This window comes from Stutzerimonas zhaodongensis (assembly GCF_003696365.1).
GTDB lineage: Bacteria > Pseudomonadota > Gammaproteobacteria > Pseudomonadales > Pseudomonadaceae > Stutzerimonas > Stutzerimonas zhaodongensis.
The window spans coordinates 58,684-74,046 of the sequence record NZ_RFFM01000005.1 but is presented as its reverse complement, the minus strand read 5'-3'; the positions used below and the strand labels follow the sequence as shown (position 1 = coordinate 74,046).

Below are 15,363 nucleotides of genomic sequence, written 5' to 3'. Positions count from 1 at the left end.
CTATTTCCTTGGATCGAAGGCATCGCGGGCGGCCTCCCCGATGAATACCAGCAGCGTCAGCATGACGGCGAGAACCATGAAGGCACTGATGCCCAGCCAAGGTGCTTGTAGATTCGACTTGCCCTGTGCGACCAGCTCCCCGAGTGAGGGCGCGCCGGGAGGCAAACCGAAGCCAAGGAAATCCAAAGCGGTCAATGTGCCAATCGCGCCTGTGAGGATGAACGGCATGAAAGTCATGGTCGAGACCATTGCGTTTGGGAGGATGTGACGAAACATGATTGCGCCATTACGCATTCCCAACGCTCTTGCCGCACGCACGTATTCGAGGTTGCGGCCGCGCAGGAACTCCGCCCGGACGACATCCACCAGGCTCATCCACGAGAAGAGCAGCATGATGCCGAGCAGCCACCAGAAATTGGGCTGCACGAAACTTGCGAGAATGATCAGCAGGTAGAGCACCGGGAGCCCGGACCAGATCTCGAGGACGCGCTGCCCGACAAGGTCGACCCAACCCCCATAGAAACCCTGCAAGGCTCCGGCTATTACACCGATCACCGAACTAATCAGCGTGAGCGTCAATGCAAACAGGACCGAGATCCGAAAGCCGTAGATGACCCTGGCAAGCACATCCCGGCCCTGATCGTCAGTGCCCAGCCAATTGTCTCGTGATGGGGGGGCGGGCGCTGGGACCTGAAGGTCGTAGTTGATGCTTGAATGGTGGAACGGGATCGGCGGCCAGATCATCCAACCGTCCTTCTTCTCGATCAGCTCTTGAATGTAGGGTCCTTTGTAGTTCGCCTGCAGGGGAAACTCCCCGCCAAATACAGTTTCCGGGTAGCGTTTGACCACTGGGAAATACCAGCCGCCATCAAAACGGACGACGATGGGTTTGTCGTTGGCGATCAGCTCTGCACCTAGACTGAGGATGAACAGCGTGAGGAATATCCAGAGCGACCACCAGCCTCGCTTGTGGGCTTTGAAAAGGGCGAAACGACGCTGATTGAGCGGCGACAGCGTCATCTCAGGCCTCCCTGCTTTCGAAGTCGATTCGCGGGTCCACCAGCGTGTAGGTCAGGTCGCCGATAAGCTTGACGACAAGGCCTAGCAGGGTGAAGAGGAAGAGGGTGCCAAATACGACAGGATAGTCACGGTTGATGGCAGCTTCGAAGCTGAGCAGCCCAAGCCCGTCGAGGGAAAAGATCACTTCGATCAGCAACGAGCCGGTGAAGAACATTCCGATGAACGCTGAGGGAAACCCAGCAATGATGATCAGCATCGCGTTGCGAAACACATGGCCGTAAAGCACCCGATTCTTGCTCAGACCCTTGGCCCGCGCTGTGATCACGTACTGTTTGTTGATCTCGTCCAGGAAGCTGTTCTTGGTCAGCAACGTCAGGGTCGCGAAGTTGCCTATGACCAGCGCGGTCACGGGCAGCGCCAGATGCCAGAAATAGTCGATGATCTTTCCACCGAGCGTAAGCTCGTCGAAATTTCCGGATGTCAGCCCTCTCAGAGGAAACCAGTTCCAGTAACTTCCGCCGGCGAACAGCACGATCAATAGTATGGCGAACAGGAACGCGGGAATGGCGTAGCCGACAATGATTGCCGAACTGGTCCAAACATCGAACGGGGTCCCGTGGCGGGTAGCCTTGGCGATACCGAGCGGTATCGAGGCCAGGTACATGATCAGCGTGCTCCATAAGCCCAGTGAGATCGAGACCGGCATCTTCTCGATGATCAAGTCCGTTACGGTGGCGTCACGGAAGAAGCTTTCCCCAAAGTCGAGCCGCAGGTAATTGCTGAGCATGATCCAAAAGCGTTCGGGAGCCGGTTTGTCAAAACCGTACAGGCGCTCGATCTCGGCAATCAGGTCCGGGTCCAGGCCCTGTCCGCCTCGATAGCTGTTACTACCTGTGGCTACCTCGGAACCGCCGCCGGCTATACGGCTGGTAGCTCCCTCGAATCCTTCAAGCTTGGCGATAGCCTGCTCGACGGGACCGCCTGGGGCGGCCTGAATGATGATGAAGTTGATCAGCAGGATGCCGAACAGTGTCGGGATGATAAGCAGCAGCCGCCGGAATATGTATGCAAGCATGCTTTATCGCTCCGCCGCAGGAGATGCGCTGGCGGGTGCTGATTCATCGGTTTCATCACCATCGATTGGCTTTGGTTTGGGCACCTCGACGTCGGGTTTATGCCACCAGGTCATCAGGCCGACATCAGAATCCGGTGTGGTCGCGGGATGGGCGAGGTGGTTCCAGTAGGCGACTCTCCACGTCTTGATGTGCCAGTTCGGAATCACGTAATGGCCCCACAGAAGCGTACGATCCAGCGCGCGCGTTCGGGTGATCAGCTCGTCGCGTGAATCGGCAGCGATCAGCTTTTCAACCAGGGTGTCGATCGCTGGATCTTTCAGCCCGATGAAGTTGCGGCTGCCCGGGTTGTCTGCGCTGGCCGAATGCCAGTATTCGCGCTGTTCGTTTCCTGGAGAGCTGGATTGGCCAAACCCGCTGACAATCATGTCGTAATCGCGCGAACGTAGCCGGTTGATATATTGCGAGACGTCGACGCGGCGTATTTCCAACTCGATCCCAAGGCCTGCAAGATTGCGCTTGTAGGGCAGCAGTACTCGCTCAAAGTCGGCTTGCACCAGCAGGAATTCGAGTTTGACCGGCTTGCCGTTGGCATCGATCATCCGGTCGTTCTCAATCTTCCAGCCGGCAGCTGTCAGCAGCTCGTAGGCGCGCCGCTGCTGCTCGCGGATCATGCCATCGGCCTTGGTCTGTGGCAGTTCAAATGCTCTATCAAACACAGCGTCTGGTATCTGGCCTCGAAGCGGTTCGAGGATGCTCAATTCCTCTTTGCTCGGCAGGCCTGATGAAGCGAGCTCGGAGTTATCGAAGTAACTGGTAGTCCGGGTGTAGGCCCCGTTGAATAACTGGCGATTGGTCCATTCAAAGTCGAAGAGCAACGCGAGCGCTTCGCGGACTTTGACGTCTTGCAGGCGGGCACGGCGAGTATTGAAAATGAAACCCTGCATACCCTGGGGGTTATGATTTTCGATCTCGTCCTTGACTATGCGGCCGTCTTTGACGGCCTGCGTGTCGTAGGCCGTCGCCCAGTTCTTCGCGCTGGTCTCGAGCCAATAATCGAAGTGGCCGGCCTTGAACGCTTGAAGTGCGACCGTGTTGTCGCGGTAGTAATCGAAATGCACGCGATTGAAGTTGTAGAAGCCTCTATTGACCGCGAGATCCTTGCCCCAGTAGTCCTCGACCCTTGCATAGCGAATGGATCGACCGGCTTCCACTTTTTCTACGCGATAGGGCCCGCTTCCAAGTGGTGCTTCCATGTTGCCTGATGTGAAATCTCTGTCGTTCCACCAGTGTTTGGGCAGGACATGAAGCTGGCCGAGGATAAGCGGAAGCTCTCGGTTGCCAACGTGCTTGAAATCAAAACGAACGCGGCGAGGGCCTTCAACCACGGCTTTCTCGACGTCTGCGTAATAGCCCCGGTAATGCGGAGCACCCTTGCTGACGAGGGTCTCGAAACTGAAGACGACGTCCTCGGCTTTTACGGGCTCGCCATCATGAAATCGCGCTTCGGGTCGCAGATAGAAGCGCACCCATTCGTTGTTCGGCCCTTTCTCGATCTTTTCTGCCAGCAACCCGTATACGGTGAACGGCTCGTCGAGACTGTTGGTTGTCAGCGTGTCGTAGACCAGAGCGATATCGTCTGCCGCGACGCCCTTGTTGATGAAAGGGTTAAGGGAGTCAAAACTGCCGAAGCCCGCCTGGCGGAGCATTCCGCCCTTGGGGGCGTCCGGGTTGACGTAATCGAAATGGGTGAAGTCGGCCGGATACTTGGGTTTTTCCCCATATAGGGTCAGCGCGTGTTGCGGAGCGGCTTCGAGGATCCCGCTGACACACAGCAGAGCCAAGGCGCCCGCTCGTAAGAACGACAACCGTGCGTTTCTTGTCATTGAGGTTTCTCCAGGTCCTTTAACCACCATGCACGCACGCCGAGGGTATACGGCGGGGTGGTGACGTGAGCGAACCGATTGCGGTAAGCCAGTCGGTGATAACTGATGTACCAGTTTGGAATGGTGTAATGGTTCCAGAGCAGAACCCGGTCGATGGCGCGAGCTGCGGCGACCTGCTCGTCACGGGATTTGGCAGCAAGCAGTTTTGCAAGGAGTTCGTCGACTATCGGATTGGCAATGCCTGCGTAGTTTCGGCCACCTTTGACACTGACTTGGCTGGAGTGGAAGTACAGCCACTGTTCCAGGCCAGGGCTAAGGCTCTGGCCCAGGGTTGTGAGTATTACGTCGTAATCGTATTGATCGAGGCGTTGCTTGTACTGCGCACCGTCGACGCTGCGCAGCCTCGCCTGAATGCCGATGCGGGCCAGGTTCTCCGTGTAGGGTTGAAGAATGCGCTCGAGCCGTGGGTTGACTAGCAGAATCTCGAATTGAAAAGGGCGGCCTGCCTTGTCGCGTAGTCCGTCGGGCGTCAGCGTCCAGCCGGCATCCTCAAGCAACGCCAGCGCCTTGCGTAAGGTGTCGCGTGGAATCCCGCGGCCGTCGGTCTCGGGTAGTTCGAATGATTCAGTAAAGAGCTGAGCTGGCAGCTGGTCGCGGAACGGCGACAGGAGCAACCACTCACCGCCTTCTGGCACGCCGGTGGCCGCGAACTCGCTGTTGGGGTAGTAGCTTTCGCTACGCTCGTAGGCGCCATAGAACAGGGCGCGGTTAGTCCATTCGAAATCGAACAACATCCCCAGCGCCTGACGAACCCGGATATCAGCAAAAGTCGGCCTTCGTCCGTTCAGGAAAAGTGCCTGTGTCTGAGTCGGAATCTGATGGGGAATCTCGGCGCGTATGACCTCGCCGCGACGTACTGCTGGAAACTCGTAACCATTGGCCCAGTTTTTAGCCTGGTGCTCGATGTAAAAGTCGAACTCGCCCACCTTGAACGCTTCGAAGGCAACGGTTGTATCGCGATAGAACTCGAGTTCAACGCGGTTGAAGTTGTACTTGCCTCGGTTGACTGGAAGGTCCGCACCCCACCAATTCTTGACTCGCTCGAAAGTCACCCTACGTCCCGGCTGGACTTCACTGATGCGATAAGGACCACTGCCCAGAGGCGGCTCGAAGGTCGTGGCGCGAAAGTCCCGATCCTTCCAGTAATGCTGCGGCAATACCGGCAGCTCGCCTAGCCGCATAATTAGCAAAGGCTGTGCAGGTTTGTCGAAGACGAAGCGAATCCGATGACGGCTGAGTATGTCGACGCGCTCGACGCCCTGTAGATCGGTGCGAAACCTAGGGTGCCCATCCTTGATCAACAGTCGATAAGAGAAGGCGACATCGTACGCCGTGATAGGCCGGCCATCATGAAAGCGGGCCGACTCGCGCAAGTTGAAAACCACCCAGCTATGGTTGTCGCTGTATTCGATGGTTTCTGCGATCAGCCCGTAGGCTGAAGCGGGCTCATCACCTGATGGGTCGTAGACACCGGTGCCGACCATTAACGGCTCGTTCATCTCGCTGATGCCGTATTGGATGAATCCCGGTGTTGCGGTGGGGCTTGTGCCTTTGAAGGTGTAGGGGTTGAGCGTGTCGAAAGTGCCGGATGCCATCAAGCGTACACGTCCGCCCTTGGGCGCATCGGGGTTGACCCAATCGAAGTGGGCAAAGTCTTCTGCATATTTAAGCGTGCCGAACTGCGCGTAACCGTGGCTTTCGCTGATGGTGGCGAATGACGGAAAGCTCAGTCCCAGGCAGCTCAATAGTATTAGGATGGGTCGCATCAAACGGTGAATCCGATCCATGGGGCTTTCGTCTTTTCGGCCGAGTACAGTAACAGCTTGTATCCGCTGGAAAAAGGCCGACCATCTGGGCAAACTGCCGTTCCTTTTAGCCGCCCGTTCAGTGGGTGAGGTCGCAGATTTTGAGTGAAACTACCTATGGTCTGCAGTCATGGATAGACCGCTTGAATCAATCCGAACTGCCGGCACTGGCGGCCGTTGTGCAGGATCTGCAACGGCTCACGCGGCAGCAAAATGCCTCCGTCCAGCAACTTGCCGACGTGCTGCTGCGTGATGCGTCGCTTACCTCCAAGGTCCTGCGGGTCGGTAACAGCAGCTATTACAATCCATCCCAGGAAACCATCAAGACCATATCCCGCGCCATCGTAATGATCGGCTTTGAAAACGTTCGGCTGATCAGCCTATCGGTCAGCCTGATTGACGGGTTGCTGGATCACGCTCCACGTCGGCAGTTGCAAGAACTACTGGCAAGGTCTTTTCATGCGGCGGTTCAGGCGCGAAACATCGCTGGCTATGTCCTGACGAAACATGAGGAAGAGGTTTTCATCGCCACCTTGCTTCATGAGGTTGGGGAGCTGGCCTTCTGGGGCTGCGGCGGAGCGCAGGCCGATGAGCTGGCTGCCGCTCTGGCGTCAGGTGAAATGGCCCACGATCAACCCGTCGAGAGGATCATTGGCACAAGTTTTCGCCAGCTGAACCTTGGCCTGATCAAGAGCTGGAACATCGGGGAGTTGGCCAGTTTCGCTCACGGCTCGACAAACTTGCGTGATCCCGCAGTGCATGCGGTAAGCCTCGGTGCTCGCATTGGCGTGGCTGCACTGAACGGCTGGGGCTGTCCCGAAATGGGCGAGTTGGTAAAAGAACTGGCCGACTTCAGCGGGATATCCGAAGAAGATGCGATGCAGCAGATTTTTGCCAGCGCGGACGAGGCCGTCAATGTAGCGACTACTTTCGGGGCTGGCCGCTTGGGGAAATTGATTCCATCAACCGACCCCGAGCTTGTGCAGCTGCAACAGGCTCAGCGTGCGGCCAGTCTCCTGCAGCCAAATTTACTGCTGATGCAACAGGCGATGCAGGATCTGGGGATGATGGCATCGAGCCGGAGCGAAGTTGCGCTGATTCTCGATGCGTTGCTGAAAGGTTTGCATGAAGGGGCGGGGCTGGAGCGGGTCATGTTGGCGGTTCTTGCCGATCAGCAAACGGCGTTTCGCGCCAAGCGTGTCGTTGGAGAGCAAACTCAGCCATGGATCGATAACTTCGTATTGCCGGGTGATCCATCGGGTCAGGCACATATCTTCAGCTACGTGCTTAGACTTCGCCAGCCCTTGTGGATGGGCGTGCCGGCAAGTTACAACCTCGAAGACCTGGTGACCTTGCCGCTTCGCCAGCACTTGGGGAAAGGGATGTTCTTCATCGCGCCGCTGATGGCCGGCACGCGCGAGATCGGCGTGCTCTACGCGGACAATCGCATTTCTGATAGGGCGTTGAAGCACGAGCAGTTCATTGCCTTCCAGCGATTCACGCAGCTAGCAGGGCGTTGCCTTGAGGCACTCAGTAAACGTAGCTGATCGCCCTGACAGCTACGACTCCGGATCTAGCGGGGGATATACAGCGTAAGCGTCTGCCCAGGCTTGAGCCGCTGGCTATCTCTCGGGTTCCAGGTTTTCAGGTTGTTGACCTGGACATTGAAGCGCTTGGCTATCTCGTAGAGCGAATCGCCTTTCTTCACCTTGTAGTAGGTAGGCGCAGGTTTGGCCTGTTGAGTGCTGCCGGCTGCCTGAAGGAAAAGTGCCTGGCCGACCTTGAGGCTGCTTCCGGAAAGATTATTCCAGCGCTGTAGATCATGCACTGAGACTTTCTGGTTCTTGGCAATATCCCAAAGGCTATCTCCCTTTCGGACACGATAGGCGCGAGGCGCGGGTTGGCTTCTCGCAACGGCGTGAAGAAGTTCGCTGGACTGCTTGGTTCCGGCCGGCTGCGGGAGACTCAATACCTGCCCGATCTGCAGGCTGTCGCCTCGGAGGCGATTGAGGTCACGGATAATGTTTACCGACAGATTGTGCCTGTTGGCGATCGCGCCGAGGGTATCGCCGGGGCGCACCTTATATTGTTGCCAGTTGACCAGGTCCTGTGGCTTCATGAGTGCCAGGTTCGCCGCGAACATTTCGGCCTTGGCACTCGGCACCAGAAGGTGCTGCGGGCCATCTAGCGTAATGCGACGAGTGAAGGCAGGATTCAGCTGATAGATCTCGTTTTCGTCGAGCTCAGCCATTTCTGCTACTCGGGCAAGGTCCATTCGCTGCTTCAGCGCTACCACTTCAAAGTAGGGTTCATTGGCAATCGGGCTCAAATCGAGGCCATATGCTTCAGGTGTTTGCACCATCTGCGACAAGGCCAGGAGCTTGGGTACATAGTCCTGAGTTTCCCGAGGCAGCGGCAGGTTCCAATAATCGGTCGGCAATCCGAGCTTCTGATTTCGCTCGATGGCGCGGCTGACGGTGCCTTCACCGGCGTTGTAGGCAGCCAAGGCGAGCAGCCAGTCGTCATTGAAAAGACCATGAAGATAGGTCAGGTACCGCAATGCTGCGGCAGTGGAAGCTGTGATGTCCCGGCGTCCGTCGTACCAGCTGGTCTGCTGCAGGTTGAAGTGCCGGCCGGTGGAGGGAATGAATTGCCATAGGCCGACGGCTTGGGCTGGCGAATAGGCGAAGGGGTTGTAGGCGCTTTCGATGATTGGCAGTAGAGCAAGCTCGAGCGGCATATCGCGCTCTTCGAGCTGCTCCACAATGTAATGGATGTAAGGACTGCCTCGTTCGCTTGCCATCTCGATCGAATTGGCTCTGGCTGAAAACAACAGTCTTTGTTGCTCGATGCGTGGGTTGCTATCGAGGTGGTCCTGCAGCTTGTAACCCTGTCTGACCCTATCCCATATGTTGGTGTGAGTCGCTGGGGCCGGCTCGCGGTCTGTCAGCCAAAGTGTTTCCTGCACCTGAGGTACAGGCCGTTTCGGCACGGCGCTTTGATGAGTAGGCGCTTGGGAGCCGGTCGTTTGACAGCCTGTTATAGCGAGGCATATGGCCAGCGCCAGGACCCTTCCGGAGGCTGCCAAGGCGTCCGGATATGGGCTGTTCGAAGAGTCAGACGGCATTGGCTGGAGGGCTCCCATCGCGCAAATTCGGGGGAGTGTAGGAATGCCGTTCCGGTGGGTCAACCCGACCTCCGGGTTTTTGGGTACTGGTCGATCTTCGTTAAAAGCTATCTTTCCATGCGCGCAACGCCGCGAAAACCGCTTGAGGCGAATCGAGTTGGCTGCCCGATTTCTTGCTTGCCGCTGCGGCAACGCTGGGTTCCCCGCTGCGCAGGAATGGGTTGGTAGCCAGTTCGGTCTGCAAATCGGAGGGCAAGGTTATGTGCCCTGCATTGCGCAATTCGGTGGTCTTTTCGAAACGTCTTGCAATGTCATGGTTGTCTGGCTCGACGGCTCGAGCGAATCGCAGGTTGCTAAGAGTGTATTCGTGGGTGCAATACACCCGGGTGGATGCCGGTAGTGCGGCCAGTCGTTGTAAAGAGGTGAACATCTGAGCTGGTGTTCCCTCGAACAGGCGCCCACAGCCTGCCGCAAAAAGGGTATCGCCGCTCAGTAACCAGGGTTCGTCAGCGTCTGGGTGAAAATACGCGATGTGGCCGCTTGTATGCCCAGGGACCTCGATCACCTGCAGCTCAATGCCCAGTATCTGGATGCACTGACCATCAACCAGTGCGTTGTCTCTTCCCGGGATACGCTCAGTCGCAGGCCCGTAGACGGTTGAACCATACCTGGCCTTGAGCTGCTCAACGCCGCCCACATGGTCATGGTGGTGATGGGTAATCAAGATGTCGCTCAGACGCCAGCCGGAATTAGCATCCAACCATGCTTGAACAGGGCCAGCATCGCCTGGGTCGACGGCCGCACAAACGCGGCGCTCGACGTCCTGGAGCATCCATATGTAGTTGTCGGTAAAGGCGGGTAGGGCTTCTATCTTCAACATAGGTTCGGGTCGCCAATTCATTAGCAAAAGCGCATCCTAACAGCCGAATCCAAAAGATGAATCGACCGAGCAGGCCCTTATATACGGCCCAACCGATGAACGGAGGCGAGCCATGAGTGAGTCTTGTAGCAAGTCGGATGAGCGCTGGCTGTCGCTGATGAATGAGGCTAGTGCCTGGTTCGATGGCCCCATCGGGCGGCAGCTGCTCGAGCAGGAGCAGCGTGTGATCAGCCAGGAATTGTCGCGTTGTTTTGGCAGTTATCTGGTGCATTACGGACCCTTTGCCAATACGCCTGTGGAACCTCAGAAGATCAAGCGCAGCGTCCGGCTAGGCCCGCCGCTTTCTGGCGTCGAGATCATTTGCGAAGAGCAGTCCTGGCCCATTGGCGAGCATGCCGCTGACGTCGTCGTGGTCCAGCATGGGCTGGATTTCAGCCTTTCGCCGCATGCCTTGTTGCGCGAAGCGGCCCGTAGCGTCAGGCCAGGCGGCCACTTGGTGATCGTCGGCGTCAACCCCTGGAGCCCCTGGGGCGTAAGCAGGTTGCTGTCGCGCAAGGCGTTTCGCCAAGCCCGCTGCATCCGTCCCTCACGCATTGGAGATTGGTTGAACCTGCTCGGTTTCGCGCTGGAGAAACGCCGTTACGGGTGCTATTGTCCGCCGCTTTCTTCGGCTCAGTGGCGGACTCGTCTTTCCGGATTGGAGGTCGCTGGCGACCGGTTGCAGATACCTACTGGTGGCTTTTATCTTTTGGTTGCGCGAAAGCTCATGGTCGGTTTACGGCCACTCCGACAGAGTCGCCGCGAGCGCATGGGCCAACTGCTGCCAATGCCGGTTGCCAAAGTCAGCCGACGCGATGCCGAACAGCAATAGGCAAGTAATCATCAATGAGTGAAGAAACGGTCGAGGTGTATACGGACGGTGCCTGCAAAGGCAATCCAGGGCCGGGAGGCTGGGGCGCGTTGCTCGTCTACAAAGGAGTCGAGCGGGAACTCTGGGGCGGCGAGGCCGAAACCACCAATAACCGTATGGAGCTGATGGCGGCGATTCGCGCGCTTGAAGAGCTGAAAAGACCTTGTCAGGTCAAGTTGGTGACCGACTCCCAATATGTCATGCAAGGCATCAACGACTGGATGCCCAACTGGAAGAAACGTGGCTGGAAGACAGCGGCCAAGCAGCCAGTCAAGAACGCCGATCTCTGGCGGCAGCTGGACGAGCAGGTCAATCGCCACCAGGTAAGCTGGCAGTGGGTACGCGGACATACAGGCCATCCTGGAAATGAACGCGCTGATGTGCTCGCCAACCGCGGCGTAGTACAGGCCAAACGACAAACTGTGTAAGTGAGTGATATATGCGTAGCGTAGTGCTGGACACCGAAACCACTGGCATGCCAGTGACTGACGGCCACCGAATCATCGAGATCGGTTGTGTCGAAGTCATAGGGCGACGCCTGACGGGCCGGCATTACCACGTATATTTGCAGCCAGATCGTGAGGTCGACGAAGGCGCTATTGCCGTTCACGGCATCACCAACGAATTCCTGACCGACAAACCTCGGTTCAAGGAAGTCGCAGATGAATTCTTTGAGTTCATCAAGGGCGCTCAGCTGATCATTCATAACGCTGCGTTCGACGTTGGCTTCATCAACAATGAGTTCGCGCTGCTGGGTCAGCAGGATCGCGCAGAGATAAGCGACCATTGCAGCATCCTGGACACGCTGTTGATGGCTCGGGAGCGCCATCCGGGGCAGCGCAACAGCCTCGACGCACTATGCAAACGCTATGGCGTGGACAATTCCGGTCGCGATCTGCACGGCGCTTTGCTCGATGCTGAGATTCTTGCAGACGTCTATCTGACCATGACTGGCGGACAGACCAATCTGTCCCTTGCCGGTGAGGGTGCCGATTCCGAAAACGGCGGACGGCAGCAAGCCACTCCGATCCGCCGGCTTCCTGTTGACCGGCCGGGCACACTGGTAATCCGTGCCAATGCCGACGAGGTTGCTGCCCATTCGGCTCGCATGCAGGCCATTGAGAAGGCAGCCGGCGCGGCGCCGCTCTGGGTTCAGCTGGAACAGCCAGCTGACAGCCAGGCTGAAGCCGTGCCTGCGTAGGTCTGGAACCCGGCTTCGTGAGCGGGTCGCTACTGAGCATACGCAATTCACGCTTGGAGCTTGGGGGCGAAGGTTCTACGCTGGGGTGGAATGCTTTTAGGAAGCACCCATGTATAAAGACCTCAAATTCCCCATCCTCATCGTTCATCGCGACATCAAGGCCGATACCGTGGCAGGCGAGCGGGTCCGCGAAATCGCGGCCGAGCTTGAGCGGGACGGTTTCCATATCCTTCCCACTGGCAGCGCGGCAGAGGGCCGAATTGTCGCTTCAACCCATCATGGGTTGGCGTGCATTCTGGTCGCTGCCGAAGGCGCCGGGGAGAACCAGCGCTTGCTGCAGGATGTCGTGGGCCTTATCCGAGTTGCACGTCGGCGCGCTCCGCAGTTGCCCATCTTTGCGCTTGGTGAGCAGATCACCATCGAGAATGCACCCGCTGAAGCGATGGCCGACCTGAATGAGCTGCGGGGCCTTCTCTATCTATTCGAGGACACCGTCCCGTTCCTGGCGCGCCAGGTAGCGAGAGCAGCGCGCAGCTATCTTGACGGCCTTCTACCGCCTTTCTTTCGTGCGCTGGTACAACACACTGGAGATTCCAATTATTCCTGGCACACGCCTGGCCATGGGGGCGGAGTAGCGTTTCGTAAAAGCCCGGTGGGTCAGGCTTTTCATCAGTTTTTTGGTGAGAACACGCTGCGTTCAGATCTGTCGGTGTCGGTGCCTGAGCTTGGATCGCTTCTCGACCATACCGGCCCGCTTGCAGCTGCTGAAGCTCGCGCCGCGCGCAATTTCGGCGCGGACCACACCTTCTTCGTGATCAATGGCACTTCAACGGCGAACAAGATCGTCTGGCACTCGATGGTTGCGCGGGACGACTTGGTGCTGGTGGATCGCAACTGCCATAAATCGATTTTGCACTCCATCATCATGACGGGTGCGATTCCGCTTTACCTGACGCCCTCTCGTAATGAGCTGGGCATCATCGGGCCGATTCCTCTTGAGGAGTTCTCGCCAGAATCGATACAGGCCAAGATTGAGGCGAACCCGTTGGCGCGCGGTCGGACGCCACGGGTGAGGCTAGCCGTTGTCACCAATTCAACCTATGACGGTCTTTGCTACAACGCCAACCTGATCAAGCGAACCCTTGGCAATAGCGTCGATGTGCTGCATTTCGACGAAGCTTGGTACGCGTATGCCGCCTTTCATGAGTTCTACGATGGGCGTTACGGGATGGATACGCGGGAGCAGGGGCCCCTGGTCTTCACCACCCATTCGACGCATAAAGTCCTGGCAGCTTTCAGTCAGGCGTCCATGATCCATGTCCTCGACAGCGAACAACGGCAGCTCGACCGTGATCGCTTCAACGAGGCGTTCATGATGCACATATCGACTTCTCCGCAATACGGCATTCTCGCGTCGCTCGACGTTGCTTCGGCGATGATGGAAGGTCCGGCGGGCCGCTCGTTGATCCAGGAAACCTTCGACGAGGCGCTGAGCTTTCGTCGTGCTCTGGCCAATCTCAGGCAACACCTGTCACCGGATGACTGGTGGTTCAGTATCTGGCAACCCCCGGCGGCGGACGGCACTGATGAGCTGATTACCAACGACTGGCTGTTGGAGCCGGAAGCGGACTGGCACGGTTTCGGTGATGTGGCTGATGACTATGTGTTGCTCGACCCGATCAAGGTGACTTTGGTTACGCCCGGGCTCACGGCTGGTGGAGTGTTGGGCGAGTGGGGAATTCCCGCTGCGGTTGTCAGCAAGTTTCTCTGGGAGCGGGGCCTGGTCGTAGAAAAGACCGGCCTGTATTCCATTCTGGTGTTGTTCTCCATGGGGATCACCAAAGGGAAATGGAGCACGCTGCTCACCGAACTCCTTGAGTTCAAAAGGCATTACGACAATAACGTGGCCTTGTGCGAAGCGTTACCTTCAATCGTACAAGCGGGGGGGAATCAATACATCAGCATGGGCCTGAAGGATCTATGCGATTCGCTTCATGACTGCTATCGACAGAATGCTACGGCGAAAGCCATGCGGCGCATGTATACGGCACTGCCAGCGCTGGCCATGAAACCGGCCGATGCCTACGACAAACTGGTTAGGGGTGAAGTGGAGGCGGTTCCAATCGAGGCCCTCGAGGGGCGTATAGCCGCAGTGATGCTGGTGCCGTATCCGCCTGGCATTCCGCTGATCATGCCGGGCGAGCGATTCACCACCGAGACTCGCTCGATCCTCGACTACCTTGCTTTCGCTCAGCGTTTCGCGGCCCAATTTCCGGGTTTCGATGCGGATGTCCATGGCTTGCAGCATGAGGAGCATCTTGACGGTGTGCGGTATACGGTTGATTGCATCCTTGAGGGCTAAGCATCTTCGCCGAGAGCCGGATATCGCGGATGTCAAAGCCGATGATGCGCGAGGTCGTGGGCTGCATCACAACGTCCCGCATCGACTTTCATCCGGCTGTTGCTATAGTTGCTCGGCTGAGAGCAGTCCCCGTCGCGGGCCTGTCCAACCTGTTTCAGGCACTTCGGTGCCGCGGCTGTCGAGGATGATAGCGTGATTGAATACCAAGCCTTCCGTGTTGAGCTGAAGGACAAGGTCGCCCATGTTGCGATCAATCGGCCCGACAAGGTCAATGCCATGAACGCCGCGTTCTGGAGCGAGATCGTCGAGATCTTTCGGTGGATCGACGAGACAGATGAGGTCCGAGTGGTGGTGTTGTCGGGCGAGGGCAAGCATTTTTCTGCAGGCATCGATCTGCAATTGCTGGCTCAGGCTGCCACTCAAATGGGGGCCGACGTGGGGCGCAACGCCGAGCGGCTGCGCCGGCAGATTCTCACCCTCCAAGCGTCATTCAACGCAGTTGATAATTGCCGCAAGCCCGTGATTGCAGCTATTCAGGGTTATTGCATAGGTGGCGCGATCGATTTGATTGCGGCGTGCGACATGCGTTATTGCACGCTCGACGCCCAGTTTTCCATCAAGGAAATCGACATGGGAATGGCTGCGGATGTTGGTACTCTGCAGCGATTACCTCGAATAATCGGCGATGGGATGATGCGCGAATTGGCCTATACCGGACGTGCCGTCGATGGCCGCGAGGCGCAAGCCATCGGCCTGGTCAACCGGACCTATGCGGATCAGCCAGAGTTGATGACGGCTGTCTTCGAGCTTGCCTCCGATATCGCCGCGAAATCACCCGTCGCGATTCGTGGCACCAAGGAGATGATCCGTTACATGCGTGACCACCGCGTTGACGACGGGTTGGAATACATCGCTACCTGGAACGCGGCAATGCTTCAGTCAGCAGACCTGAAGGTCGCCATGGCTGCCCATATGAGTAAACAGAAACCGGACTTCGCCGACTGATGCACTATTTGAACGTTGCGCGGGAGGCGCGCTA

At 57.6% G+C, this 15,363-nt stretch carries 12 protein-coding genes; 6 read left to right on the top strand and 6 right to left on the bottom strand.

Annotated elements, in window-relative coordinates; translation table 11 throughout:
• From EA797_RS17465 to EA797_RS17450, 4 genes are read right to left on the bottom strand one after another with little or no spacing between them, the layout of a single operon-like run.
• Entirely contained in the window at positions 1-1,020 is a 1,020-nt protein-coding gene (locus EA797_RS17465) for an ABC transporter permease (protein ID WP_122167530.1), read from the bottom strand.
• 1 nt (position 1,021) lies between these two features.
• Entirely contained in the window at positions 1,022-2,095 is a 1,074-nt protein-coding gene (locus EA797_RS17460) for a microcin C ABC transporter permease YejB (RefSeq protein ID WP_122167528.1), read from the bottom strand.
• Positions 2,096-2,098: 3 nt separating this feature from the next.
• Positions 2,099-3,979, bottom strand: coding sequence for an extracellular solute-binding protein (locus EA797_RS17455; RefSeq protein WP_122167526.1), 1,881 nt, complete (start codon positions 3,977-3,979; stop codon positions 2,099-2,101).
• Positions 3,976-5,805, bottom strand: coding sequence for an extracellular solute-binding protein (locus EA797_RS17450; protein ID WP_122167734.1), 1,830 nt, complete (start codon positions 5,803-5,805; stop codon positions 3,976-3,978). Before EA797_RS17450 ends, EA797_RS17455 begins: the two co-directional genes overlap by 4 nt.
• A 140-nt stretch (positions 5,806-5,945) precedes the next feature.
• On the opposite strand from EA797_RS17450, the gene EA797_RS17445 reads away from it, so the two are divergent.
• Positions 5,946-7,391 (top strand): HDOD domain-containing protein, encoded by a 1,446-nt coding sequence (locus EA797_RS17445; protein ID WP_425275585.1) that lies wholly within the window; start codon positions 5,946-5,948, stop codon positions 7,389-7,391.
• A gap of 26 nt (positions 7,392-7,417) precedes the next feature.
• Here EA797_RS17445 and EA797_RS17440 read toward each other — a convergent pair whose 3' ends face one another.
• On the bottom strand, positions 7,418-8,971 hold the full coding sequence (locus EA797_RS17440) for a lytic transglycosylase domain-containing protein (RefSeq protein WP_167468828.1): 1,554 nt from the start codon (positions 8,969-8,971) through the stop codon (positions 7,418-7,420).
• Positions 8,972-9,071: 100 nt separating this feature from the next.
• Positions 9,072-9,851, bottom strand: coding sequence for a hydroxyacylglutathione hydrolase (gloB, locus tag EA797_RS17435; protein WP_122167522.1), 780 nt, complete (start codon positions 9,849-9,851; stop codon positions 9,072-9,074).
• 112 nt (positions 9,852-9,963) lie between these two features.
• On the opposite strand from gloB, the gene EA797_RS17430 reads away from it, so the two are divergent.
• From EA797_RS17430 to EA797_RS17410, 5 genes are all read left to right on the top strand, one after another.
• Positions 9,964-10,722 (top strand): class I SAM-dependent methyltransferase, encoded by a 759-nt coding sequence (locus tag EA797_RS17430; RefSeq protein WP_122167520.1) that lies wholly within the window; start codon positions 9,964-9,966, stop codon positions 10,720-10,722.
• A 14-nt stretch (positions 10,723-10,736) separates the two neighbouring features.
• Positions 10,737-11,189 (top strand): ribonuclease HI, encoded by a 453-nt coding sequence (gene rnhA / locus EA797_RS17425; protein WP_122167518.1) that lies wholly within the window; start codon positions 10,737-10,739, stop codon positions 11,187-11,189.
• A gap of 11 nt (positions 11,190-11,200) precedes the next feature.
• The gene (gene dnaQ, locus EA797_RS17420; RefSeq protein WP_122167516.1) at positions 11,201-11,962 is read left to right on the top strand and encodes a DNA polymerase III subunit epsilon; all 762 of its coding nucleotides are present in this window, start codon (positions 11,201-11,203) and stop codon (positions 11,960-11,962) included.
• 109 nt (positions 11,963-12,071) lie between these two features.
• The gene (locus EA797_RS17415) at positions 12,072-14,324 is read left to right on the top strand and encodes an Orn/Lys/Arg family decarboxylase (RefSeq protein WP_122167514.1); all 2,253 of its coding nucleotides are present in this window, start codon (positions 12,072-12,074) and stop codon (positions 14,322-14,324) included.
• 192 nt (positions 14,325-14,516) lie between these two features.
• Positions 14,517-15,329, top strand: coding sequence for a crotonase/enoyl-CoA hydratase family protein (locus tag EA797_RS17410; RefSeq protein WP_122167512.1), 813 nt, complete (start codon positions 14,517-14,519; stop codon positions 15,327-15,329).
• Positions 15,330-15,363 lie beyond the last annotated feature (34 nt).

Excerpts from the sequence above, each read along its gene's own strand:
- EA797_RS17460 (WP_122167528.1), bottom strand. The coding sequence starts at position 2,095 with ATGCTTGCATACATATTCCGGCGGCTGCTGCTTATCATCCCGACACTG.
- EA797_RS17450 (WP_122167734.1), bottom strand. The coding sequence starts at position 5,805 with ATGCGACCCATCCTAATACTATTGAGCTGCCTGGGACTGAGCTTTCCG.
- EA797_RS17415 (WP_122167514.1), top strand. The coding sequence starts at position 12,072 with ATGTATAAAGACCTCAAATTCCCCATCCTCATCGTTCATCGCGACATC.
- EA797_RS17440 (WP_167468828.1), bottom strand. The coding sequence starts at position 8,971 with ATGCCGTCTGACTCTTCGAACAGCCCATATCCGGACGCCTTGGCAGCC.
- EA797_RS17455 (WP_122167526.1), bottom strand. The coding sequence starts at position 3,979 with ATGACAAGAAACGCACGGTTGTCGTTCTTACGAGCGGGCGCCTTGGCT.
- EA797_RS17465 (WP_122167530.1), bottom strand. The coding sequence starts at position 1,020 with ATGACGCTGTCGCCGCTCAATCAGCGTCGTTTCGCCCTTTTCAAAGCC.
- rnhA (WP_122167518.1), top strand. The coding sequence starts at position 10,737 with ATGAGTGAAGAAACGGTCGAGGTGTATACGGACGGTGCCTGCAAAGGC.
- dnaQ (WP_122167516.1), top strand. The coding sequence starts at position 11,201 with ATGCGTAGCGTAGTGCTGGACACCGAAACCACTGGCATGCCAGTGACT.
- gloB (WP_122167522.1), bottom strand. The coding sequence starts at position 9,851 with ATGTTGAAGATAGAAGCCCTACCCGCCTTTACCGACAACTACATATGG.
- EA797_RS17430 (WP_122167520.1), top strand. The coding sequence starts at position 9,964 with ATGAGTGAGTCTTGTAGCAAGTCGGATGAGCGCTGGCTGTCGCTGATG.